At 46.5% G+C, this 24006-nt stretch carries 28 protein-coding genes; 5 read left to right on the top strand and 23 right to left on the bottom strand.

Translation table 11 applies throughout. From position 1 onward, the window contains the following. Window positions 1–215: 215 nt before the first annotated feature. Window positions 216–467 (top strand): LuxR C-terminal-related transcriptional regulator, encoded by a 252-nt coding sequence (locus IEW11_RS19140; RefSeq protein WP_188532674.1) that lies wholly within the window; start codon window positions 216–218, stop codon window positions 465–467. A 38-nt stretch (window positions 468–505) separates the two neighbouring features. Here IEW11_RS19140 and IEW11_RS19135 read toward each other — a convergent pair whose 3' ends face one another. The 5 genes from IEW11_RS19135 to IEW11_RS19115 all read right to left on the bottom strand — a co-directional run bounded on the left by IEW11_RS19135 (window position 506) and on the right by IEW11_RS19115 (window position 4011). Then, window positions 506–811, bottom strand: a complete 306-nt coding sequence (locus IEW11_RS19135; RefSeq protein ID WP_229725473.1) for a hypothetical protein — start codon at window positions 809–811, stop codon at window positions 506–508. A gap of 285 nt (window positions 812–1096) precedes the next feature. Next, window positions 1097–1864, bottom strand: coding sequence for a helix-turn-helix transcriptional regulator (locus tag IEW11_RS19130; RefSeq protein WP_188532673.1), 768 nt, complete (start codon window positions 1862–1864; stop codon window positions 1097–1099). A gap of 62 nt (window positions 1865–1926) precedes the next feature. Beyond that, window positions 1927–2271, bottom strand: a complete 345-nt coding sequence (locus tag IEW11_RS19125) for a hypothetical protein (RefSeq protein ID WP_188532672.1) — start codon at window positions 2269–2271, stop codon at window positions 1927–1929. Between the two features lie 75 nt (window positions 2272–2346). Further along, window positions 2347–3255 carry a 3'-5' exonuclease gene (locus tag IEW11_RS19120; protein ID WP_188532671.1) on the bottom strand — a complete coding sequence of 303 codons (909 nt, stop codon included), beginning with the start codon at window positions 3253–3255 and terminating at the stop codon, window positions 2347–2349. Window positions 3256–3423: 168 nt separating this feature from the next. Then, entirely contained in the window at window positions 3424–4011 is a 588-nt protein-coding gene (locus tag IEW11_RS19115; protein WP_188532670.1) for a Holliday junction resolvase RecU, read from the bottom strand. A gap of 421 nt (window positions 4012–4432) precedes the next feature. On the opposite strand from IEW11_RS19115, the gene IEW11_RS19110 reads away from it, so the two are divergent. Continuing rightward, a complete protein-coding gene (locus IEW11_RS19110; protein ID WP_188532669.1) occupies window positions 4433–4633 on the top strand; it encodes a hypothetical protein in 201 nt (66 codons plus the stop codon). Window positions 4634–4708: 75 nt separating this feature from the next. Here the strand turns inward: IEW11_RS19110 and IEW11_RS19105 are convergent, their stop codons facing one another. Further along, entirely contained in the window at window positions 4709–4870 is a 162-nt protein-coding gene (locus tag IEW11_RS19105) for a hypothetical protein (protein ID WP_188532668.1), read from the bottom strand. A gap of 1294 nt (window positions 4871–6164) precedes the next feature. Then, on the bottom strand, window positions 6165–6788 hold the full coding sequence (locus tag IEW11_RS19100) for a stalk domain-containing protein (RefSeq protein ID WP_188532667.1): 624 nt from the start codon (window positions 6786–6788) through the stop codon (window positions 6165–6167). 671 nt (window positions 6789–7459) lie between these two features. On the opposite strand from IEW11_RS19100, the gene IEW11_RS19095 reads away from it, so the two are divergent. Then, window positions 7460–7657: a hypothetical protein gene (locus IEW11_RS19095; protein WP_188532666.1), complete on the top strand. Its 198-nt coding sequence runs from the start codon at window positions 7460–7462 to the stop codon at window positions 7655–7657. 677 nt (window positions 7658–8334) lie between these two features. On the opposite strand, the gene IEW11_RS19090 is transcribed toward IEW11_RS19095, so the two are convergent. Next, the gene (locus IEW11_RS19090; protein WP_188532665.1) at window positions 8335–8688 is read right to left on the bottom strand and encodes a YolD-like family protein; all 354 of its coding nucleotides are present in this window, start codon (window positions 8686–8688) and stop codon (window positions 8335–8337) included. Further along, window positions 8685–9962 (bottom strand): Y-family DNA polymerase, encoded by a 1278-nt coding sequence (locus IEW11_RS19085; RefSeq protein WP_188532664.1) that lies wholly within the window; start codon window positions 9960–9962, stop codon window positions 8685–8687. The genes IEW11_RS19090 and IEW11_RS19085 overlap by 4 nt, the downstream gene beginning before the upstream one ends. 444 nt (window positions 9963–10406) lie before the next feature. On the opposite strand from IEW11_RS19085, the gene IEW11_RS19080 reads away from it, so the two are divergent. Both IEW11_RS19080 and IEW11_RS19075 read left to right on the top strand, forming a co-directional pair. Then, window positions 10407–11900, top strand: a complete 1494-nt coding sequence (locus IEW11_RS19080) for a DNA/RNA helicase domain-containing protein (RefSeq protein WP_188532663.1) — start codon at window positions 10407–10409, stop codon at window positions 11898–11900. Window positions 11901–12096: 196 nt separating this feature from the next. After that, the gene (locus IEW11_RS19075; RefSeq protein ID WP_229725471.1) at window positions 12097–12957 is read left to right on the top strand and encodes an ATP-dependent DNA ligase; all 861 of its coding nucleotides are present in this window, start codon (window positions 12097–12099) and stop codon (window positions 12955–12957) included. A 209-nt stretch (window positions 12958–13166) separates the two neighbouring features. On the opposite strand, the gene IEW11_RS19070 is transcribed toward IEW11_RS19075, so the two are convergent. The 14 genes from IEW11_RS19070 to IEW11_RS19005 form a co-directional block, all read right to left on the bottom strand. Beyond that, on the bottom strand, window positions 13167–13604 hold the full coding sequence (locus IEW11_RS19070) for a hypothetical protein (RefSeq protein WP_188532662.1): 438 nt from the start codon (window positions 13602–13604) through the stop codon (window positions 13167–13169). Between the two features lie 15 nt (window positions 13605–13619). Continuing rightward, the gene (locus IEW11_RS19065) at window positions 13620–13949 is read right to left on the bottom strand and encodes a hypothetical protein (RefSeq protein WP_188532661.1); all 330 of its coding nucleotides are present in this window, start codon (window positions 13947–13949) and stop codon (window positions 13620–13622) included. A gap of 41 nt (window positions 13950–13990) precedes the next feature. Continuing rightward, a complete protein-coding gene (locus tag IEW11_RS19060) occupies window positions 13991–14236 on the bottom strand; it encodes a hypothetical protein (RefSeq protein ID WP_188532660.1) in 246 nt (81 codons plus the stop codon). A 22-nt stretch (window positions 14237–14258) separates the two neighbouring features. Continuing rightward, window positions 14259–15968 (bottom strand): stalk domain-containing protein, encoded by a 1710-nt coding sequence (locus IEW11_RS19055; RefSeq protein ID WP_229725469.1) that lies wholly within the window; start codon window positions 15966–15968, stop codon window positions 14259–14261. A gap of 123 nt (window positions 15969–16091) precedes the next feature. Then, window positions 16092–16706 (bottom strand): PIN domain-containing protein, encoded by a 615-nt coding sequence (locus tag IEW11_RS19050; RefSeq protein WP_188532659.1) that lies wholly within the window; start codon window positions 16704–16706, stop codon window positions 16092–16094. Window positions 16707–17107: 401 nt separating this feature from the next. Then, complete coding sequence (locus IEW11_RS19045; RefSeq protein WP_188532658.1) at window positions 17108–19045, bottom strand: ATP-dependent helicase; 1938 nt, start codon at window positions 19043–19045, stop codon at window positions 17108–17110. 267 nt (window positions 19046–19312) lie between these two features. Beyond that, window positions 19313–19711 (bottom strand): hypothetical protein, encoded by a 399-nt coding sequence (locus IEW11_RS19040; RefSeq protein ID WP_188532657.1) that lies wholly within the window; start codon window positions 19709–19711, stop codon window positions 19313–19315. Between the two features lie 201 nt (window positions 19712–19912). Beyond that, complete coding sequence (locus tag IEW11_RS19035) at window positions 19913–20320, bottom strand: hypothetical protein (protein WP_188532656.1); 408 nt, start codon at window positions 20318–20320, stop codon at window positions 19913–19915. Further along, window positions 20301–20534: a hypothetical protein gene (locus tag IEW11_RS19030; protein WP_188532655.1), complete on the bottom strand. Its 234-nt coding sequence runs from the start codon at window positions 20532–20534 to the stop codon at window positions 20301–20303. Before IEW11_RS19030 ends, IEW11_RS19035 begins: the two co-directional genes overlap by 20 nt. Before the next feature lie 18 nt (window positions 20535–20552). Next, complete coding sequence (locus IEW11_RS19025; RefSeq protein ID WP_188532654.1) at window positions 20553–20741, bottom strand: hypothetical protein; 189 nt, start codon at window positions 20739–20741, stop codon at window positions 20553–20555. Window positions 20742–20899: 158 nt separating this feature from the next. Further along, window positions 20900–21073 (bottom strand): hypothetical protein, encoded by a 174-nt coding sequence (locus tag IEW11_RS19020; protein WP_188532653.1) that lies wholly within the window; start codon window positions 21071–21073, stop codon window positions 20900–20902. A 29-nt stretch (window positions 21074–21102) separates the two neighbouring features. Next, on the bottom strand, window positions 21103–21447 hold the full coding sequence (locus IEW11_RS19015) for a DUF4257 domain-containing protein (RefSeq protein ID WP_188532652.1): 345 nt from the start codon (window positions 21445–21447) through the stop codon (window positions 21103–21105). Between the two features lie 472 nt (window positions 21448–21919). Further along, window positions 21920–22984, bottom strand: a complete 1065-nt coding sequence (locus IEW11_RS19010; protein WP_188532651.1) for a hypothetical protein — start codon at window positions 22982–22984, stop codon at window positions 21920–21922. Window positions 22985–23247: 263 nt separating this feature from the next. Beyond that, window positions 23248–24006: PKD domain-containing protein (locus tag IEW11_RS19005; RefSeq protein WP_229725467.1), on the bottom strand; the 759-nt coding region annotated here is incomplete at its 5' end.

Below are 24006 nucleotides of genomic sequence, written 5' to 3'. Positions count from 1 at the left end.
AAACGGAGGAAGTGCTTCTTCATCCCTGCTGGATTATTCATCTGGCAATATTATAGCACAAGAGCCTAGTATTGGGCGATGCGTGTTGGACGCTCCGTAGTAAATCTGTTATACTTTCAGTAATTGAAGATCACTTTATCCTTCGCGGAAGCACCCGAAGTCACAGGATACCTGTGGCTTTTTTTATTGCCATTAATCTAAAGGAGGAGTTAATGATGAGTAATACTCTGGACCACGAGCTGTCATCGGTAACGCTGTACGTCTCTAGGCGTTTCGTCTTTACAAATCGGGAATCACAAATATACGAGTTATTGATACTGCGGGGATTATCAAATCGTGAGATCGCCGATGCACTTGTAATCAGTGAGAAAACCGTCAAGAATTACATTTCCAATATGATCGAAAAAACATCATCCGATTCTACCCGAAAAATGATGGCCATCGGTTTTCAGGCCATCGCGTTCTAAGCAAAGGACCGCTGTGCAATGCAGCGGTCCTTTGTTTGTTATGAGGCGATAAGGTTTATGAAATGCAGGTAATCAGACTCGTTGAGAAGTCCATATAAATGCCAGAAATCGAGTTCGTTCCGATCAATTTTTTGCGGAGCTGCGTCCCAATGATCCCGCTTGTTCATAATGACGTAATCATAGACGATCATATACTTCTCGCCGGTCTCTTTGCATATAAGGAGGTCTTTAGTAAGCTGTTCCTGAGTAATTTCGACCCAATGAGCCCCCTCGTAAATTCGGTACAACCGGTCTTGTTCTCGGTAATACATCTGGTGCGTGACCGACATAATAAACTGAGTCATTATTAGCGCCGTCCTTTCCGATATTCCCTACTATTGTGCCTTCTGATTTCCTTACGTTCCTCATCTCTGCAGGATGGACAGCGTGTGGCCCATCCTCCTCTTAGTCTCATCTGGTGATCCTGAACATTTGAGAAAAATAGTGTAGTACATTTTTGGCAGATTTCTTTCACGATGATCGGTTTATGCGTCTGCCGGCCGCCCTTTTCGTTGATGTATTTTAAAAGATCCTCAATGGTGTATCCGTTCTGTGCTAACATTCCTTCAATATCAATCATAGTTCACCTTCTAAACCGCGTTCTCGCCAAGCAGCCGGCGGATATTTCCGGTGTAACGCAGAACATCTTTCATGATGGTTGCGGTGTTTTCGCCTTCGATTGGCATTACCCGCTTCCCTTCAGGTGTGAGCTCGTAAACAAATTTATTCCTGCGTCGGTTATCGTCCCATTGACCGACGACCCAACTCCCCTCCGGCCCCTCGATAGCTCGAATAAGTTGATACAGGTAGGAATCATTAACTTTCCAACGATGCACCTTCTCCATCGTTTCAAGGAATTGTTTTCCGGTAGCAGCGCCTTGCTTGTCCAGCATGTGCATGAATAAGTACCGTACCGTATGCTTGACGCTAATCATGCGATTCAGCAGTTTGATTTCATCATCTGTTAATTCTGGAGCGGGGTGCGTCGGATCGCCCTGCAGATAACGATTGAAATGAATCGTCATCTCATGCAGCTTGCTCACGGTCTCCAGGTATGTATCTTCAAACCACTTGAGTTTGTTCCGTCCGGACGCCGTTAATCCCAGCGTTTTATTACGGCCGCGGCCATCTATATTCGTTATCCAGCCGAAGGATTCCATTGACTGCAGCACGTCGTACAAGTGTGACAACGCCCGCTTCTGATCGAATGAAGCGAGCTCTGCTTTCATCGCTTCAACCAGGTCTTTACTTCCCATATTGCGTCCGGAGAGCTGGTGAATGACGATGATGTACAACAGATCGACTTTACTGATTCCGAGCCTCTCTGGGGCGTTAGCGGGGTTTTTGTTGATTGGCATTGTCACACTTCCTCTCTATTCATATTGGTTCTTACTATTGGAGATCAACATGGCATCGGTGATTAGAATTTGACCTCGGTAATGTTTTTGCCGGAATGAAGAATAGTGATCGTTCCATCTGTGGCCTGTTGAAACTCATCGAACAAAATGTTGTTCCTTTTACAATGCCGGATAGTACGCTCCAAGCGGAAAAGCGCGCTTGTTCTGTAACGATAAACTTGCAGCCCCATTATCAGGATATTGAAAATAAAAATGAAGATCCCTACTGGCAGCAACACTTTTAACATTGATGCCGGAAGATGTTCTTTTATAAATGGGTAGAAAGCAGTAAAGAGAATTAAGGCGAGCGCCGAGCAGATAACTTGACCGATTAATTGTATTTTGTCTTCATGATCAAAAGTTCTCATAATACTGACCTCCAAGGTTTAAGATGAATAGTTTGATTCTTTTGCTCAAATTGGTTCTTGTATTCTATTAAACAGCTATTTTCCAGCCGGGTTTCGGGCAATCTCCCGAATGAGCTTCACCAGATTTCTGCAGTCATTGGTTGACCGATGGCTCCTGTCACCTATTATGCAGTATGTCTGCATCGCATCAGCCAAACTGATCCAGGTAAAATTATTATGATAAGCACTATAACTCATCATCACACGCGAGAATGTTTCCATAACACACCGGTATTGTAAGTGAGGAAACGGCACTTGATGCCGACGGCAGCTGGAATCAATTTGTCCGATATCAAATGCGGCGTTATAAATAAGGAGCGTTCTTCCCTCCAGAGCTTTATGAGCATTATCCCAAACTTCCACCCAGCCTGGAGCGTTCAGCAGCATTTCATTTGTTATGCCGTGGATAGCGGTGGCCTCTTCCGTTACAGGTGCATTCGGTTTAATGAGGGATTCGAAAAGGACGTTCTCATCCAGATCCACGATGGAAAGTTCGATGATCTCTGCCCCATCACCCAGCTGATTCGTCTCGACGTCGACCACAACATACGAATCTTTCGCTTCAGCCCAACCTCTGAAATCTTCGATCGCGATTATTCGCGCATTTTCAAGCCAAACATCATGCCTGCAGCCGGAGCATAGCCCATTGATGAGATCCTTAGGCTTGTTCCAAACACATTGGCAACGGCTACATGTTCTTGCCGCGGCTTTCGCCGCTCTTGCCCGCTCGATTGCTTGCTTCTGTTTTTCGGTTGCCGGTTTGCGAGCCGTAGCCTCTTCTATGCTATAGAGCTCAATGCGGCGATTGTTTGCCCGCTGATAAACCGTAGCTCGAAGCGGTCCGGGATTTAAGCCTTTTTCACGAAGGGCGCTCTTGCTGAATAATCCACTTGGCACATCATCCCAGGCTTTGAAATACGGGATTGCAGTATGCTCAACGTTCACTCCCGCGCCCTCCCCTATGCTTTATACTCACACGCCAATCACAGCGTTATAAACGACAAAAATGCTCTAAAACGGGCATAATTCTCTCCTCTTATTGTACCAGTGGAGACTTTAAATTGTACACATTTGTTATTTGGTTAACTAAGTAAACTCGTAAACATAGTTAACCTAGTGTTTATTATCCGCCCCCGCATCGATAATATGGTCGACGGCAGCCAGGTAATCGAGCAAGCCTCTGCTCGTTTTACCGATCAAGAATGCGTTCTTTTCAAACTCTGCCACTGGAATGCTTTTGCAGCCCCTAACACCGTCATTGCGGCGCTGCCAATACGTGAGAAAGATTGGAAGAAGCATTAAATAGTATCGATCGAGCTTGGTAAACCAGAACAAGAAAAAACAAATGGCCCCGTTGCTTTGATGTCGGATCAGCCGATCGACCTGATGTTCCTCCACGAAGTCGAGCGGGAATGAGGTATCGATCTGAGTGCTTTTGGCATCATACCAGATCGGCCGACTTCTATATGTCCCCGTATAATCCACCGAGCTCTTCTTGGAGAATACGGCGTCCTTTATGCGCGATCCCTCAGACCGAATGATACTGATTGGTGTTGGTATTTTCTCGATCGTTGCGATCTGCTTTCCCTCGTATGCTTGGTTAACCCATTCCAGGAGTTCCTCAAATGCCATACCCCGGCCGCCGTAATTCACGACAGGTTTCCGTGTCTTTTGTACTCTCAGTCGAATCACACCTTTCATCAATCGCCACCACCCTATATGGGCCAATGGATGATTCCATTCTCCATGAGCAGCCAAGGCACGGCAAATTTAGAACCCCCTAATTTTAGAACCCGAAGTCTGTTCGTCCGGCAGCCCACCTGCAGGGCGGGTTAATTCTGCCTCTGGTTGCAGAAATCCCGCTTCATCTCTTTGTGCTTTGAACGACCTCAGACCGCATCAGGCGCCTTCGACGGCGTGAACGGAATGCTAGTCCCATATAAAAGAAGATCATCAGCCATACGGCGCCACAAACCAGTGTCATTCTCGATATTGAAAGAAGGCTGTACCGTACACAAACCACGGGTGATCGGAAGGCTCGATGCAACTTCTTGTATGAAGGCGTTAGCGAATGAGGCGATCGTTCTACCCTACAAAAGAGATGAAAAGGAGGAATTTCACTATGGACTGGATTGGTATCGTTACACAGTTTCTATCCGACTATGGCCCAAGTATCAACGAGCTGCTCCGTATGATCGAGGCCGGTTTGCGGATCAGGGCTGCCTTACGGAAGGACAAGCCTGAAAACGAGGAAAGGGAAGCCCCGCTCAAGGAGGCTCCCCCGCTACCGCCGCCCGCCACAGGCAGCAGTAAATCCGCTTAATTGAAGGACGCCCTCCGGTGACGCGGGGGGCGATCCCTCATACATAAATTGCTTCTAGCCAGCGGCCGCCGCCGATCAATACAGCGGTACCAAAAACAGCGCGATCGCCAGGGCGCCGGTTGACAAACTGCCGATCCCGAGCGGCACACAATACACCCGCTCCTTCTTCCAGCAAGCGGCGGTGAGGCAAGTCAGGATAAAGAATGCGAAAAACAGCATTACGGTAAATGTCGGCATGATGATCTCTCCTTGTGTCATTGTGGCACTTCTTCAAACTCTAAATAGGGGAACCGGTCTTTCGAGTAGACACCTCCTGGAACAAAATAAGGAAGCACCACAAACAGTCCCGGATGGGATCGTGTAAGGGGTGCTTCCGCCTTTTATCGTATTCAATTGGTACGATTCGATCATAACACAGCCTCAATCGTCAGCGCCATTCCAGCGCCGGCAGGGGAGAGGAGCTGCGCCAATCCGGATTGGCTAACGGACGAAGTAATCCGCCCCTTTACTTAAATCCACCTAACAGACAACGTGTTAAGTGGAATAGCGTAGCCGCTCCTCTGTCACTCTCCGGCCGGCCGCCTTTTCCTTCCCCTTTTTACCCGGTTTTGGTCCCGGTTGCGCTAGATTCGGATCTAGTTACTTCTCTGCTGATCTGCAGCTAGATACGTGTCTAGTTCCGGTCTTGGTTGGTGGGGGTGGGCACGCGGGGCGCGAGGCGGGGCTGTGAGGCTCGGAATAAAAGTAACAGGTTCCTGCAACTGATCTAAACCCGGCATTAAGGGAAGAACCAACAAACACACAGGCAATAAGTAGAAGTCCAGGCGAAAGTGTGGCAAAGAGGTAGTCAGGGGCAGGATAAACCCTAAAGCCCTTTGCTTTATTCCACTTAACACGTTGTTGGTTGTGTAGAATAATAGCCTCGTCGCTGTCCCTATTTTGCCGCACCAGCCGGGAGCATCGAAGGGCTTACGTCTTATCGATGCGGAAGCGGGTAAATGTGTAAAAAAACCGGCTCAAAAGAGCCGGGAAAGGATGAAAGCGATGATGTCGATGACCGATGGATTCTCGGATAGAAATTGGTTGATGCGGTAAAACAGGATTTTTAATTTTTTCATGTAAATGACCCCCGTAGGTTAATTTTGTTGCATCACTAGATTTACAGGGAAATCAAAAAGTCCTCTTTTGCCGCCATAACTTTTTTTGTAGAGAAAAAAAGACGGTCCCGATCGTGTCGGTCCGTCATGGTTTGCTATGGGTTTGAGCTAAGGAAAACTGGCTTCGCTCGGCCAATCTGCCCCTCCTGGTGTCCAAAGAAAATAAAGTACTAGACTGAAAAAAAAGTATTAGACAAGGAAATATGTGGACTGGGAAAATAAAGTGCTAGACTGGCGATAGCGTTAAAACGGATTCCACTAAAATAATTTCCTGTCTTTATCATAGCCTCGTAAGAGCCGCGATAATCTTCTGAAATCAAATTTCCGAATTCTAAAAATAGATTTTCCCACGAAGGAGCTTCTAACGGTGGTAGTTAACCGGCCATATTCCCTAGTTTGCGATATGTCCGCGAGAGATCTTGCAGTGCTGATTTTAGCAGGCTTACTTCTGTCAATGAGCCACGCGGCAGCGCGGCATCCATTGTTTCGAGCACATCGTTTGCGTATCCTACGAACTCCTGGACAAGCGGGATCGGCGAATCCTTGATGCCAGCAAGCGACTTTCGAATTTCGATTTTCGCGTTGTCTCTTACTTCTTCCAGCTCGTAAGCATTGATCTTGCTTCTGTAGTACAGGTTCATTTGATCTTCCAGTCCCATCGCGTAAGCATATACCTTATTGATCGCATCGACATCTCTTGGCGAGAGCATCCATTCGGCGTCACCGCTTTGATCAGCTTTCGCATTGCTCGTCTGCTCTGGTCGGTTAGTGTTTATCCAAACGATCCGTTCCTTTGCGGAATATCCGACTTTGGCATCGAATATTTTTGCGACGTCGACCAGTGATAAATAGGTGGATCCGTTAATGATTTTGAACTTTACATTGCTGTTCTGTCCATCAACCAAGATCCGTATGGCCGGTGCGGCCAGGGCCCCCACCGCCATCGAAGCCAGGATCACGGCAGTCGCTAAAATCGATATCAATATTTTCTTTTTCATGATACAACTCCCTCGTATGTAGTAGGTGCTTTGAACATTATACCATTTTTTTCCTTATCACAAATATAGATTAGGAGGTTTCTCGCAATTCGGCATGGCTATGGAAATATCCTGTATGAGTTAATGGGACATTCGGAGGAACTAGGGGAAATGCTTGGGTACTTAGCTCAGTAGAATTGCTGAAAAATTTGTAGCGGTTGTGACTTTATATTATGGGGGAAACCAGCTGGAAGTCAAAGCCTGAACGTTATAGTTCGGGCTCTTTGCTGTCTTTGTGCCACAAGGAGGCGAGCGCATTATTCGGCAGTATTGCCGAAGCTTAATAGAACATACGGGAGTGAAATTCAACCTTGCCTGCTTTATTTATATAGCAGCGCATCATTGGGAAGCACCTTATGGAGGGTTATAAATCAGCCTGCCCGATCTATTTAGATGGTATGCGCGGCGGTGATCGTGCTGGGGCAGGCAGAACTTCCGAAGTCCATACACAATTCTATTGACGCGGCGCTGCCTAAAGCTTATACCTAAGACGCAAGATCGGAATTGCTTAAATGTGAGCGTTCCGAGCCGATGGTCTACACTACGAAAGGGGTGATGCAAGTTGAAAGTTTAAAGCACGGGCTCGATGTCGGACAAGTCAAACTAAACTATGATAAAGGGGTTAAACTAAAATGATAGAGTTTATTTTATTTATTATTCAAGCAATTCAATGGTGTCTTGCCAACGGGGAAGGCGTATACTGGTGGGTTATGATTGTCATAGCCATCGCCACAGCGCCGAGGAAAGACGAAAAAGAAGAAACCACCGCCACTGAGCAGGTAGTTTCTCCCGAGGGAAAAAATCACGATGACGAGCCGAAAAGCGCGTAACGCACGGCTCCCGTCAGCCTTTCGCAGCGGCTGACTTAATTCCGAGCTCCCGCCGATTCGCAGTCGGCAGGGGCTTTCTCTCTCTAGTATACCCTCAGACGGTGTAAGGTTGCATCATCTTCCGAACAAACACCTGAAATTTCCTGCAAAACGAGACATAACTTTGCTGTATCGATGAGGATCATAAAATATCTATTTTCTAAATATATTCGGGGTGTAGAGGAATTCTCCTTCTGAGTATTAAAAAGAACTCTAAACAACAAAATCCATGACTTTCGGAGAACGCAACATGCAGCTCATTTAAGTTAAACGGGAAACGTTAGTTGAATAAAGACAGTGGCAGTCTAAGACTTTATTTTTTAAGTCTTGGTCCGCCGCTGTTTCATTTTTATTGTCAGTCTGTCTAATACTTATTTTTGGAAGTCTGGCGATTTTTAATCTCATAAACCACGTTAAATCGCGCCTCTGAGTCTAACACTTTATTTTCACGGGACACCTGGAGGCTCTCTCGCCGCCTCTCTGGTACGAGGACCGGATGATAGGGTTGACCGTCCGTAGGCCAGCATAACGAAGGACGAAGGATGGTAGTGGGAATACAATGACTAAGAGGGCTGCGCCCTTTTCCATATAAAAATACCCGGCACCCGAGAACGGGACGGCGGGTATTTTCGGGTATGTTAATCGATTATAAAAAGCATTGAGTCCTCGATCGTCTGCAAATCGGTTATTGCCAAAAGCGGGATCCGGAGCGGGCGGCCAGCGGCGTCCAGATGAATCATGCCGGTGAGTTGATCGACCTTTGCGATCGTTCCTACCGCTTCTTTGAATCGCTTGTTTTCGTGATATGTTATTCGGACCGTCCGGTTTTTACTCATTGCGTGTACCGTCGCTGCCTGCAGCTCCTCTAACCGCTGTTCGTCGATAACCGGTTGCTTTACATCGTGTTCCGCTTCGTACATTTTTGCGATCATCTTTTTATGTTCAGGTAATGTGAAGCTGCTCCATTTCAGTCTGCCTCGATCTTGGATCATGCCTTGTGGCCTCCGATGAACCCGCGTCGTGGTAATACTGTCCCGCCTGCTGTCAGACTTCTTGCGCGAACGACGGCGGTTGTCCCATATTTATTTCGAATTTTATCCATCACATACCCAAGCTCCCGCTCCTTCGTATTATCCTCGAACAGATCAAGTTGATAGGTTTCATCATCAGACAGTTTTGTTAGCCCTACATGGACGTGTCTTACCAAACGTCCTGTGTGATTTTCCTTGAAGAGCTGCTTGAGCACCTCATAAATCTTGAGCGTGATATTGGTTGGCGTGGCGATCGTGCGGGACCGGCTGAATCCGCCGCCTCCATCATCATCCGAATAGCCGATTGAAAGCGAAATAGTCGATGCGGCCATCTTCACCGCACGCATCCTTCGTGCCGCCTCTTCCGCCTGCTCGAGCATGACAGTGAAGACATCCTCGGTCTCATAATTGGAGTAGAGCGTTATTCCACTGGAATAACCTTTCTGCGCGAGCGCTTCGCGGTTCAATTCAGGTTTGTGATACGGGTTCGTAAGATCCACGCCCCAGGCATGATAATACAGCTGGGAACCGATCGCATTTCCGAATTGTCGTTTTAGACGTTCAATCGAAGTATTGGCCAAATCACCTAACGTGTAAATTCCCATACGGTTCAGCCTTTTTTCAATTCGCCTTCCAATGCCCCAAATTTCCTTTACCGGAAAGCCCCACAATTTCTCACCGAAATCAGCGTAACTCACACCTGCGATGTAACCGGCTGCCTCATCTTTCTTGCTTAACAGGTCCAATGCGAGCTTTGACTGGAGATAATTATCGCCCAGCCCTATCGCACTTGGTAAGCCCAGTTCCATTTTTATAGCCGTTTGAATCGCACGAACTGTCGCCCATTTGTCTCCAAACAAACTGTGGTCCAAAACACATATGGCCTCGTCTACACTGTAAACGAAGATATTCTCCAGCGGCACGAAACGGTTAAGTATCCGCGGTACATGCATGGAGTATTCGAGATATGTGCCCATGCGGGCTTCTACGATGTGGATGTGCGGGGCCCGTGGGATTTCATAATGCCGGGATCCTGTTCTGATTCCGTGAATTTTCTTCATTTTTGGACTTGCGGCGAGCACCACCGAGCCGGGTCTACTCAAATCGCCTACTACTGCAAGATATGCTTCCAAGGGATCTATTCCGCGAAGAACGCATTCGACGCTGCTGTAAAAGGATTTCATATCGACAGTGAAACACGTCCAGGTCGGAAACTTACTTACGTCAAGAGCCATCCCACCACCCCTTTAGAACATATGTTCGTTTTAATATTATATCCACCTCACCTTATTTATACAATGGAATTTTCTGACGGCTTGCCGCCCGCTCCAGCGCTTTCTTGTTCCACATTCTGTTTCGTCATCCTAATACATTTCCTTTTATATGTACTGGCAAGCAAAAGCCGGCACCAGGCAATAAAACGACGTGCCAGTTGTCAAAAGAAAATAAAGTATTAGACTGGAGCAGAATTGCAGTTACACGAGCTCGATGCAGGCATCGACTCGCACTGTACGAGCTGCTGTAACCGCCCGCCAAACCGGCGTTTCCGACCAGCACTGGATAAATTCGATGATTTTTTTAATCCCTACGGGATATTGTTTAATGATTTGTTCGAAGGTATTTGGATTGTGCTGTAGAATATGGAAGTTAGATATATATAACAAAGGGGATCAAACGAGATGCGCTCGATGAACTTAAAATCTTATGGTGATGTATTACATAATCTTGATCAAGCCCGATTCAATAAATACCTGGAGTATTTTGGTGTTAAGGTTAAACCTCAGGAGGGGCAGGATATTTTTGAGTTTGTTAAAAAAATTGTCGCTAATAATGGACTGCGTTCCGATCAGTTAGATGAATTTTTTATTGGCTATGAAATTCCGCAAATATCGAAAGAGTTTGATCTATTACGGTTTGGAAACAATTTTACTTTAGATATAGAAATAAAACACACCAGTACGCCTGAAAAAATAACCAAGCAGTTAATCCAAAACAAATACTACCTAAGAGCGCTAGGCAAACCAGTTAAAATTTATGCTTACATTGTTCAGACTGAAGAAGTATTTGAATTGGACGAGGACGACAATTTATTATTGAGCAACCTTTCAGCATTAAAGACTGACATTGAGATTCAAGATCATCTTTTCGTTCAGGATATTGACGCACTATTTAAGCCAAGCGTATATCTGGTTTCGCCATTAAACTCCACGGAGAAGTTTATGACCGGGAGCTACTTCCTAAATGATAACCAGTTGGCAACGAAAAGAGATATCCTTAAAATAGTTTCTTCAAACTCTATTCCTTATGTGGCAATTGAAGGGAGACCAGGAACCGGAAAAACGCTGTTGACCTATGATATTGCAAAGGATTTAATTTCTCTAAACTGGAATGTCTGTTTATTCCATTGTGGTAATCTCGGACAAGGACACCATGAATTGATTAAATCTTATTCTTGGAACGTACATTCAATCAAGAACATTGAGTTTGCCTTATCACGTACCCCCAAATACGATTTAATCATTATTGACGAGACACAACGGATTTATAGTGAACAATTAGAAAGAATCATCCAATACGTTAGCGAAAATAATGTGAAGTGTATTTTTTCATATGATCCGGATCAGGTGTTTACATCTAAAGAGGCGAGGCGGAATTCTGCAGGGAGAATTGAGAAATTGAATCATAAAAAATATCTACTCACTGAGAGAATTCGTACGAACAAGGAAATTGCAGCCTTTATTATTAATTTGTTTGATCGAAATAAAATACATCCCACGATGAAATATAAAAACATTCATCTGCAATACTTTAATAATCCTGATTCCTTGAGATTCTTCTTAGAGAAGTTGAAAAAGAATGATTACGAAGTAATTGACTATACTACGTCAAGTTACAATCTGTTATCTTATGATAAATATCAGGTAGGAGATAAAAACGCACATGCGGTTATTGGGCAAGAGTTTGATAAAGTCGCTGTTGTCATAAACCAGAATTTTCATTACGACCAAGACGGAAAACTCGTATCAAAAAGGGAGTCAGGGGCTCCTGACTATCGCTTGGATAAAATGCTTTACCAGAAGCTTACCAGAGCTCGGCAGGAGATCACGATCATAATTTACAAAAATGTGCCTTTGCTCGATGCTTGTCTTAAGATACTGGGGGAAAAGGTTTAGCTGCCTTACTTATAAAATGACGGGTTAGTGTGCAACACACCTCAACAATACCAGCTTCCGCAGGGTCCCATCCCCCACCGAGTTTATTCTGACATCCAAATGCATCTCTTTCTTATCCTTTAACATTGCCGAAAGCCATAAAGCACCAGTCAACAATCCCACTCTTACGATGTATCATTAATCTCAGGTGATGATTATGACTTTTATCGAACCAATGCTTTTGACCGCATGTAACGAGCCAGATACACGCTCCACCGTTATCGCCGAACCGAAGATCGACGGGTTCCGTGTAATCCTTTCGGTAAAAGCGGGTAAGACAGACCTTTGGACACGGCATCGGAACCTCGTATCGAAACAATTTCCGGAGCTGATGAACGTACCGGTTGAACATGATGTCGTCTTAGATGGAGAGGTCGCCTATTACGACCCTGCCATTGACAATTTCTGCTTTGAATCCATCTCGAGCAGAATACTGCTCTCGAATTCTGATAAAATTAAGGCCACGGCTACCCGCTTCCCCGCTGTGTACGTGATATGGGACATCTTATATAAAGATGGGCGAGATCTGCGTGCGCTGCCGCTGCTGAAACGGAAAGAGATTCTTCACCAAACCGTGAAGCCTAATGAGCATTTCTCCTTGATCTCTTTTGCTGAAGGCCGTGGCGCTCAGATGTACGAGGAGATGTGCGCGCGGAACATGGAAGGTGCCACATACAAGGATGCAGACAGCCGTTACGAAGGCCGCCGCTCTCCAGCCTGGAGAAAACACGTCCGATACGAGACCGCGGAGGTCGTTATCTCCGGGTATAGACGCAATGAATTTGGTTGGTTCGCTCAGATCGAAGAAGACAATCGGCTGCGGCCGGCGGGCATTATCGAGCTGGCGGTACCGCCGGGTCACCGCAAGGCATTCTATAAAATTGCACAGCAGCTTGTCACCGGCGAAGACGAGAATGCCGTTTACCTGCAGCCTTTAATTCGTGCGAAGGTTAAATTCCGGAATTGGACTAAAAACCGGATGTTACGTACACCGGCATTCGTCGATTTCATATATTAATCGAAAAATGGCAGGAGCCAGCTCCTTCTGCCCCGCCTTTTGAATAGAAAAACAGATAACCCGCGGCAACGGAAGCCGCGGGTCTTTTTTGCTCTTTGTCATTTCTTCTTATGCTTATTCTTCTGCAACACGTTAGCCACGAAATGCCGATTGGCCCAACATCCGAAATAAAGTTCATTTGTTTCTCCTAAGCTTTTCAGCTCGAGCATTTATTTTATCGCCGGGTTATGATCAATTATCCCGTCCGGTTCATAGCACCCGGCATCCAGATCCCCCGATATGATTTTTCCCGATTGGCATTCGATATGGACGTAAAGCCGTGTCCAGTAATGTTTGTACGCGAAGTGATGGGCGCTGTCCTTTCCAGCCTTCGTAGAAAGGCCCATGTACATATAATTACTCATGACCGTTTCCCGCTCCTCAAACTTGAGGCTTTCGCAAGCCTTTTGAAGTGGAGAAAACATTTCCTCCTCGCTGATCTCAAACATATTCTCAGCCTCAGGCTGGTTGAGCGGTTGCCGATTCCCTGGCGATTCTTTGGTCTCGGTTTTTCCTATTTCGAGTTCCAGCCAGTTCAAAATCTCCTCGACTTCCTCCTTGCTTAAAGGCCCCTCAACGTGCTTCTTCTCGTCATCCCTCTTATCCACCACTACCCCATCCCTTCATTGGATATCGTTTCTTCTCCACGCCTGTAGCTCTTTATATAACAGAACCGTCTTTTGGAATGCCTGCAGCCAGGTCATTGCCGTTTTGTGGCGCACTTTAGTTTTTCGACGCAGCCGCCGCGACATGTTGAGCAGGATAGCCGGCAACCAAAACAATGTTCCTAAAAAGGTGAAGCTCGCAATGCCCTTCAACGAATTCAAGAATTCCGACCACATAGGATCGCGTAAGTCGACGCATTTAATGCGGGCTTCGATCAGCCACCGCCATGACTGGATATGGCCAATGACAAGATACCACAGTATGATGTTAAAAATGATTGCCCACATATCTCTTCCTTTCCGGACAGCCCCTCTTGTCCATCGTATTGTTACATTGGGGGCGCCAGGTAAAGGTATGACGCAGACGACATCAACACAAGGCATACTACCGACACCTGAATGTCTTGCGCTTCTGAGAGCCTCTTCGTGCCTCTTAGCCGCGCAAGCGCCGCCCCGCTTGCCACAATCAGCAGCAGCATATAAACCTCGGTTCCCGGAACAACAAACACCGCGAATACCCCAAAGAATAACATAATCCATAACCATCCCTTGTACACTCCAACCGGTAAGCTCATTGCATCATTTCACTCCTTGCGATTACTCTTGATCGATGATCCGGAAGGCATCATCCGAGATTTGGCCCTTTATGTCCTCAACCTTTTCTTTCGTGCTCTCAATGACTGTCTTCGCGTCTTCGTTCGTTGGCTTTTTGCCGAATAATTCGCCAATCGAATCCTTCAACCATTCGCCGGCAGATTTGGCTTTATCGGTGAGGTTCAGTTTTTCCAGCCCGCCCAATGTTCCTTTTATACTCTCCTGCAGTCCCGAATCACTTACGTATCCTTTCAAACCGTGTAATTTCTCAATGTCCGGTTGGAGGGCTTCGACCTTCCCTTTAAGGCCATCGATGGCGGGCATGAATGACTTTAGCTTGCTGACCATCTCAGTAGCTTCACCGACCGTAACAGGGCGTTCCAGCTGCGGGATTAGCCCAAGGTTGTCGAGGGTGTTTGTGACAAACGAACCTTCCTCTACCCCTAAAGCCATCAGGGTGAGCTTTCGCATTTGCTGATTGTCCAACAGCTGATCATCGTTGGCCGATCCTTTGTTAAAGAGAGTCTGAATGATCTTCTGCGTGGCTTCATCCGTACCGATCTGATACACTTTATAGCCGGTCATCAGGATCCGGGCTTCCGGGAACAGCGTAAACAGCAACAGGTTTGCAAATTCAGATTCGGTTGTCGAAGTTCCTAAATGATTAGCCGATTTCGTAATTCCCGCTTCAGCTAATTCCGCGATCATATCATTCGCGATTACCGGATCCACGCCTTTATATGTGGCGGGGTTCCATATTTGTCTTTGTCCCTTCTGTGCGTTTACCTGCAGGTCTTCGTAATAAGCAGCCCAAGTAGTATTTGGCTCGATTGTCATCACGCGGGCGTATCCCTCTGAAACGAGCGTGGCGTTAAAGAATTCGCCATTAGCCAGGTGAACATAGGCCAGCGTGCGGCCGTAGGGATCATTTGTCTTGTCTTGGGTAATAAAGACCGTTTTACCACTCAGTCGTTTCTTCGTGTACGCAGCCGCCTCTTTTCCGCCAACCTCAACTTTCTTCGTGGACTCTGGCGTATTGACGCCAATCAAGCGCACTCTTATCGTTTCTCCCGAATTGAGCTTAACGTCCAGCGTATCTCCATCAACGATGTAAACCACTTTTCCTTTCTTATACGGGAGCGTGCTAATCGAGATGGTTCGGCTGTTCGCGTCGTAACCAACCAGCGAACCAAAGCTCTCACCAATAAAACGAAGCGGGACATATGTACTGCCATTCATGATTTGACCGGGGGTTGCGAGCTCAATTCGCTTCCCCTGCAGGATGGCGGTCTTCTCGCCAGGCTTCAGCTCCAACTCGCTGCCATCTTTGCGGACGATAACCGTGCGAGTGGAATTTTCCCATGTGACTTCGATCCCCATTGCCGTAAATACCGATCGGAGCGGGACCAAAGTGGAGCCAGCGCTGATCATCGGCTTTTCCTGCATCTCGACCAGGGTGCCGTTCAAGTAAATTGGTATATCGACCGTTTGTATTGAAGCAGAAGGCGGCTTCTCAGCTGTAATTGCAGCTCCAGCCTCAGTTGATCCATTTACCTTAGCTGAGGCCAGCTGGTAGTGGTTCGTCTCGGCATTCACTGGCGCCGCTTTTATTGACAATGCGGGGCTTACTTCGTCTTTGTGGGATGGCATTCGTATGGTGAAGCTGGTTACTATAATTGCGGCTGCGGCTCCTAATACGATCAATCGTTTCATTGTGGACCTCCTTAAAGCGCAAGAAAGCACGTACCTGTCCCCTGGGGAACGTGTACGTGCTTCGTCACGATAATTTTATCGGCTATTCGTTTAATCCATTATACCAAAAGAACCGAACGTCTTCTATACGGAATGTACCGCTAGTCCGTGTTTTACGGCCCGGTTTTGTTTATCGACTTCCCCCGACATCAAGAGAACTTTGGTAAGCCGGTACTTATCTGCCAGAACATAAGGCGCCAACAGACGATCCAATTTATCCTTATCATTCATTCCAAAAGTCGAGGATTGACCGTCATCAACGCTAATGACCTCCAAGCGCTTCGGGTAACGGGATATTGCTTCGGATATATTATCCAGAAGGTTGTTGGCTAAGATCCCTGTCTCCGGCCTTTTACGGAGCTCCTCGATCTCCTTCAGTACACCGTCGCTGATCAACACATTCCCGCCAGCGTGCTCAAAGATGAGATCCAAGTACCGGAAGAAAGCATCGTTATGTTTCAACAAGAATTGAGCATCCAGTGCAAGCGAGTAACCTGTCTCGAGGTAATTGGCCATCACATCGTAAAGAGGCGTGTTTGCTTTGAAGTTTGCAGCACCCTCTTGTCTTGTTTTCGGTAATTCGTTGTTCATTTGGCGTGGTTTCCGGTTGAACGAGATCTCCAGGAAGAAGATGATGAACTTAACCAACAAAAATATAGCAAACAGCCGGCCGGCAGCCGTTAATAGTGACATGTCCATGATTCGCGCCCCTTTGGTAAAGCTCCTATCTACATTTTACTGGATATACCCAGCATCATCCAGTCTACGGAACGCCAAATGTCAAACCTCAAAATAATGTGCATACATCTATTGTCGCACATTTTTCATAGTAGATTTATTTCCTGAAATTATCCATGCTATTGTAATCACTAGCAAGACAATAGAAGGAACAAAGACGTTCCAGTTCCCTTGTACGCCCGAAATTATCAGAACCAACGCAGTAAAAACCTGAATCCATGTTCGAATAATAATAATGATCGCCTGTCTATCTGACACATGATCAACCTCCAAATCCGATTAATAAGCCTAATTTCATACTAGCATTTTTCACAACACAATATGTCAATGTCGAAAAGTTATTTGGTCATGATTGTTGCATGCTACTGATAGACTGCTTGTATGAAGCGGGAAATCGCCGTATTTTGCCCCCAAAACGATGAGGGGGAGCTGATGAGTAATTCATCCTGCGCTCTGGTTACGGCAACATGGAGCAGTCTGCATTCCTCCGCAATCTCTTCCTCCGACTTGGCCAGGTAATAAGGAATGATTCGTTCGGATGCCCCTACAATATAGACCACCGGAAACTCCAGCCCCTTTGAACGATGGATGGACATTAAATAGACACCGCCGGCGCCCTCTTTTAACATTCGATAGCGTTTATCGTTTATTCCCCGGACATAATGATCAAAGGCTTCAATCGTCTCATGCTTGTCAGCCGCGGCCTGCAGAGCGGCGAAGTCCTCCGCGAGCCGGTGGAGCGGACGTCCCATCCAAGGATGTGTCATCGCCTGTATGACGTTTGCTACGAGTATGCCCGGTGACGCTCCTTTTAGCAGATAGTCTCTCTCAAGGATTCGCTGTTTCTCCTCGATCGTTAGAAATGGACAATTCACAAGCTCCTTCAACACTGGAGCTCCAGAATGTTGTGTGCGAAGCCATTCCACCGCGCGTGCTTTCGGTACCCATAGGCTGCTCAGAACGCTCTCTATGCGCTCCCACGAAGGACAAACGGCGAAATCAATATTGGCCATGATTGGCTCTACGCTCTGCCGGTCATACAGTGTCGGCTCCAGGTAATCGCCCTGGATCGGTATGTTTTTTGCGATAAGACTTTCCAGCAGCATGTTGGCGGCCGGCTGAGCGCGGTACAAGATAGCGATCGTTTCAGGCGCCTCCCCGCGATCTAACCGCTTCATGATATGATCGCTTATAATCTGGGCTTCGGCAGCCGGATGGAGGGGACGCAGGAACATGGGGCTCTGAATACCCGCCCTAGTCGCCATCATTCGTTTGGGCGTTCGGTTTTTGTTCTGAGCAATAATTTCATTGCCAAGTTCCACGATCCATGGGCTTGATCTGTAGTTAGCTGTCAGCCTGTATTCAGACGCACCAGGATAATACTTTAGAAAGTCCTGCATGAAGCGACCCGCTCCGGCGTACCGATAAATCGATTGGTCTTCATCTCCAACTACGAAAATATTCTCTTGGCCTTGCACGATCAGCTGCAGGATCCGAAACTGAATTGTACTGGTGTCCTGGAACTCATCGACCAACACGAACTCAATGCGAGCTTGAAGTGTGGCTAATAATGCATCATCGGCTTCAATCTCATTTAGGGAAATCAGCATAATATCGTTGAAATCGATCGAGCCGATATCCCGCTTCTCTTTCTCATAACTTAACGCTACCCTTTTGATCTCTTTCTCCTGCTTATTGTTTTCAGCCATGTCCTCCGGGTTTCGCCCTTCACGTTTCCATGCGTCTATATGTTCCTTTATCTCGGCTGGCTCTAATTTAAGCGAACTCCTGCAGCTGCGAATGGCTTGTGCGATCATTTCATGAGCATCCTGTTCGCTGAGCACCTTCTGGTTAAATCCTCTCCCCCGAATAAGGCGGAGGAAGATGGAGTGAAATGTACCGCAAAGTATTTGCTCTGCTTTCTCTCCAATGCTCGGTTCCGATGCAAGCCGTTCTTTCATTTCCGCGGCCGTCTTATTCGCAAAGGTCAGCATCATGATGCGCGAGGGATCGATATCCCGCTGGCTGATAAGGTATGCTACTCGCTCAATGAGAACTCTCGTTTTTCCCGCTCCCGCTCCCGCTGTCACCCTTGCCGGCCCCTTACCATGACGTACAGCATCGACCTGTTGAGCATTCATTATCGTCTTCTCGATTTCGAGTGCCCGGAAGAAGTAAGTATCTTCTTCGTTCTCCTTAACGTAATCAACACTCGTTTGCGGTTGCAGCGGTGCTGTGGCGGGGGCCCATTTGCGCTTCGCACCTACCGGGTTGGGATAATACTGAAGATGTCGAGCCATGTAAAGCCGCCTTTCCACTCTACGTTGCGTAACGCGACGTTAACGCGGCACAACGTTACGTATTTCTTTAAGAATAAGTTATGCTTCGACTTTCGGCGACTTTACCAACCCTCGAATAAAGCAAAACACCGCCTTTAGTTAAGGTCGGTGCTATCATAGTGCTCAAAGAAAATAAAGTGTTAGACTCAATTAAGTATTAGACTCAAAAAAAAGTTGTAGACTAGAATTAACGGCAGCTTCGGTAATTCCGAACGGCGGCATGTGTTGCTAGAGATTCGGGGCCAGCAATGCATCGTCATTTTCGCGGACTGCTCGTGCTAAACCGTATGAATTATCGCTGACTTCAATAATGCGGGCGAGAGCATCATGTACTGCACTTTGCCAAACACCATTTTTATAGATCGGAAGCAGTTTTTCATTAAGTGCTGTTAATGCTTCTTCGAATGAGTCCTTATTAATTACTGGCAACCATGATCCTACTACATAAAAGAATGAAGCTAATTCAATGCTAGGAATATCCGGTCCAGTGCTAATATCTCTAATTTGATCAACAACACCTTCTTGGGGACCTAGAACAATCCAAAACCTCCTACTCCCGTACCTCTCTCTCCAACATTGCATTTTCCAATCCTCTTGATAAATTAATGAACTGATCGCTTCAAACATATAAGCAGCCTCCCTATGATTAGAAACGTCCAAAAGTCTAACACTTTATTTTCCCGATTCAGTTTCCCTCAGACTCTTGGTTCAATTGTAGTCAAGAACATATTGCTCAAAAGCTAACGATTTATTCAATATAAAAGCCTCGTAAAATCAAGAATTACTGTCTAAGACTTTATTTGCACGTAACACATAGACGTTATTTGCTTAGATCACACGTTGATTCTCAATTCGTTCGGCGACTTCGCGTAAATCGGATTGCCTTAACCGCTTATAGGGCAGTGGGTCAATCCCAAGCTTTTTACACGCCTCTTCATTGATGAACAGCCTACCGTATTTCTTTATAAAAATGAGCCGGTTCTGCTTTGCCGTCCAAAACAACTCGGTCTTTGTGTTTGCCGCCCAGCGTAGATATCGATATCCGAAGAGCAAATACCAGGACGCAAGCATAAAGGAAAATTGGACGGAGTAGACGAGTTTATCTCCGAGCGTTATCTCGGATCCCGAACCTATCCTGAGGATCATCCGCAAGTTCAGGTACAGAAATACACCGATGAGCGGATAAATGAACCATCTCCATTTAGGCGAAGGAGGATTAAACAGCGACTTGTTCAAGAATCTCCATCTCCTCCGCGGTGAAGCCGAGATTCAATGCTGCCAGTTTATATGCCGTGGGTTCCATGCTCCTTTCCAAGATCGCTGCCAGCTGCTTAACCTCCGCCCGCGCAAAACGTTTCTGCTCATCGTTCCCATGATTAAGCATCGTTAAAACGACACTCATTTTCGTCACCATAATACCCGCTTCCATCTGGTCCATATCCTTTAACATGGTTTATCTCTCCTCAAGTTAGACTTTAATGTCATTCCACAGCTGGAGCACGTCTTTGGGCAGCAGTTCATCTGCGGCAAGGACCTCGAGCAAACGCCCCGCTTGGTCCATTATCCTCTGCCGGTCTTCTTTGTTCTCCGTCACTAGGATCGCTGTATGTAATTCCAACAGAGTTTCAAGAGCAGATTCTTTGACTTCTTTTTCCATTAGAATCCCTCATTTCGAATTTAATTGAACTCACGCTATTTACCTCCAGTTTACTCCTATAACAGTTAATTACGCAAAAACTAAACGTCCCTTTTGTATAAATGCAAAAAAGCGCCGAGCAATTTGCTCAGCGCTAATTTGTTTCGTGACCTGTTCACTTATGCCAGTTCGCCAAAAGGGACAGTCATACCACGGCTCGTAATATGCTGTTTGAGCCTATGTATTTGGGAGCGAATTATACCCCGCTCCTCATTCGTCTCTGCTACTTGCAAAGCAATAATACATTCCCGGAGAGCCTCCATCATCTCTTCCGGATCAATACCGTGATTCATGACCTTCTCCTCGCTTTCAGATAGCGTATTTATTTCATCTTAGAAATGATTTCTTCGACAATCTTCTCCGTCTGCTCAGACAGTCTTTCAGCGTTTCGAGCAAGAAGTTTCGTTCCACTAAAACCACCCAGAACGGCTATAGCCGTGAATTGAAAGATGTCCAATTCAATTGGCAGGAAGCGTAAGAGCTGCACCGCAACAATACCCGCTCCCATTCCAATCAGAATGTTTCTGACAATCCCAGGTTTTAAAACCTTCCCAGCTACTTTAGAGGTTACAAATCTTGGCAGCTCGATGGCTGATTTTTTATGGAGAGCATTCAGAATTCCTCCAAACGCACCTGCTAAGATAGATGCTACAAAAATGCTTAACATCGTTTATCACTCACCTTTCATAATCGAATTTTGAACACAAAAAAGACGGGGATCCGTCCTAAAGCAGAACGTTTCCTTCCGTCATGGGAATGCGGAATTTTCTTGTTACACAGCGAAAACGCAACAAAGCCAAGCGTTGTTGGTTTCGTTTCATAGTCAATGAACAGACAAATTCTTTGCCTGAACTTTCTGTTCCAAGTAAAGGAACCTACGAAACGACCCATGCCGCTTGGCTACGATCGCGCTGTATGGTGAAGTAATAAGATACTTATATTCTATTGGGAATTCATGGAGGTGTAAAGCAACTACGGCTGTTTAAATAAACAAGTTCATCACTTGAGTACATTTAATGACGTCGCCAGTGCTCCCAAGATGATGCCAATGAGTAAAGCTATAAAAAAGTCTTTTTTCGATTTTTTCTTGTCCATTTAAGTTATCGCGTCCTCCCTTCGGCATTACTACACGCTGGGCATCATTCACCGGTTCCCACGGCTTCATTTGCCTCGGTAAATGCAATAGCGGCCGGATTCAGATCTCCAACACAGCTTTTCCCGGAATAAAAATCCTGAATATATGCGACGTGACTATTTCCCTTCTCCCACTCCCGATACAACCGTTCCCCAAAAAACTCCTTATGCTCGGGAGTAAACATGTCCATATCTGATTCATGCGTTTCCAAAAATACGCGCGTGCGGATCGCCATCTCAGAGACCGGGAACATCGTATCGGAAGACAACAATACGGCCAAGGTCAGCTCTTCCGTCAGCTTTTGAATAACGTCCATTGTACGGATGATATAGTTTTTGAGTTCTGTTCCATGTTCACCAAGCATAACATCCTTATCCGGTTCGATAATAAGAAGAAACTGCTGCGGCCGTTCAATGCGGCAAATGTAAGACCAGAAGCTCCACATCGAAAGCACCATCGCCGCAGCCTTCTCTTCCTTCGATACACCTGACGGGATAATAAATTTTCTGCCGGTATCCGTAATATGCCACTCCACGCCGTTCTGGACCTTCTTATGGGCGCCAAGCAGCGTCTCCCGAATTTGCGGATCCTGTATGCCTTCAAACAGCCGTTGGTACCCGTGAGTCGGGCCTTCCATGTGAGAACGGTATGTAATGGAGGGCACATAGTCACGAAGCCTAAATTGGCCTTTACCCTGAGCCATCAGATCAAAGTAAACCGCAGGAAAAATACTGCGCCGATCCCTGAAATACTGGTTTGGGTCATAGTCTTTTGAAATATCCGGCCGATCTTCAAGCCACGCAATCGAATCGTCGATTTCCACGGAGCTGCTATGCTCTGTTTGGTCTGCAGTAATCCAAAACACGGCTTGGTTGTCATGCTGATGAATATTATGCGCAATCTTGGATACCATCGCCTTCCTGGACGATCGCACACTATCGCCAACCACAGCTAAAGTAGCGTAGCTCGGGTTCATCCAATCCCATCGTATCGCCGTATCTGGCGAATCAATAACGTGACCCATCTTCATTTCTCGGTCGATCTGCGGATTAGAATAATAGTTTTTCATTATGATCCTCCTTAATGAGAAAGCACCGAAAGTCAGGGTTTCCCCATGCTTTTCGGTGCTTCCGATTAGCTGCACATCAATTATTTATCTCAACCAATTATAACCTGCACTCATCCGACACTCAATGGATGGACGTCCTTGTTGAATATGAGTTTCTTCCAGGTACTCGTGGTGATCCCGATTGACTATCTGCTTTCGGCAAAGCACGGAAGCCCTGCTCAATGAAAAAGGAAGGAGCTAAATGCAGCTCCTCCCTTTTTCGTTTAATAGGCCCGGTGGAACCTGAAGAATTCGTTCCAGTTGCCGGCGATGTAAATGGTGACAGTCGTTGTTTTTTGTACCCCGTTGGAGTAAGTGACCGTGAACGTAAAGTCGTATGCGCCATCCGCGAGCTTCTCCAATTCTACTACCGTTGTGTCTTGTCCGATATAACCGGTCCAAGTCGTAGCGTTTTGTTTTGCAAGTGCCGCATTCCCGATTCCAGCTGCTGCCACCGCAATACTCGAAGCCGTCGTTGTGCTGCCACCTGCGCTCGAAGTTGCAGTTGGCGTACCGACCAGATCAAAACCTTCTCCTGCCCAGAAAGTATTTGCCGCTCGCGTTAACGTCGGGTTGCCGGTGTTCCATTTCAAGCGATTTTGTTCCCACTGGGCTGTGTGCTTGACCTGTCCGGAAATTGACAAGGCTTGGACTACAACACTTTTCTGTGCGTCCGTATTATTTGCCATCCCCTTAGAATCGGTTGCCCGAAGCTTAATTTTATAGGTTCCCACTCGATTTTCTGTCACAGTACGCGGTAAGCTGATGTTTGTGGTTGTGAATGTCGCGCTGTAACCACCCGGCCCGCTAACTGTCCAGAGATACGTCATTAGGTCGCCATCTGGATCTGTACTTTGATTCGTGCAATTGACGACATCGCCTTCATAGGCAGGACTAGGCGTACAGCTAAAATCTGAGACAGGCGGTCGATTCGTCTCTATATAGAAGAACTTCGCTGCGCTCCAATCTCCCCACTCAAACCC

Source organism: Paenibacillus abyssi (genome assembly GCF_014640295.1).
Classification (GTDB): domain Bacteria; phylum Bacillota; class Bacilli; order Paenibacillales; family Paenibacillaceae; genus Paenibacillus_D; species Paenibacillus_D abyssi.
This window is presented reverse-complemented; position numbering and strand designations above follow the sequence as displayed.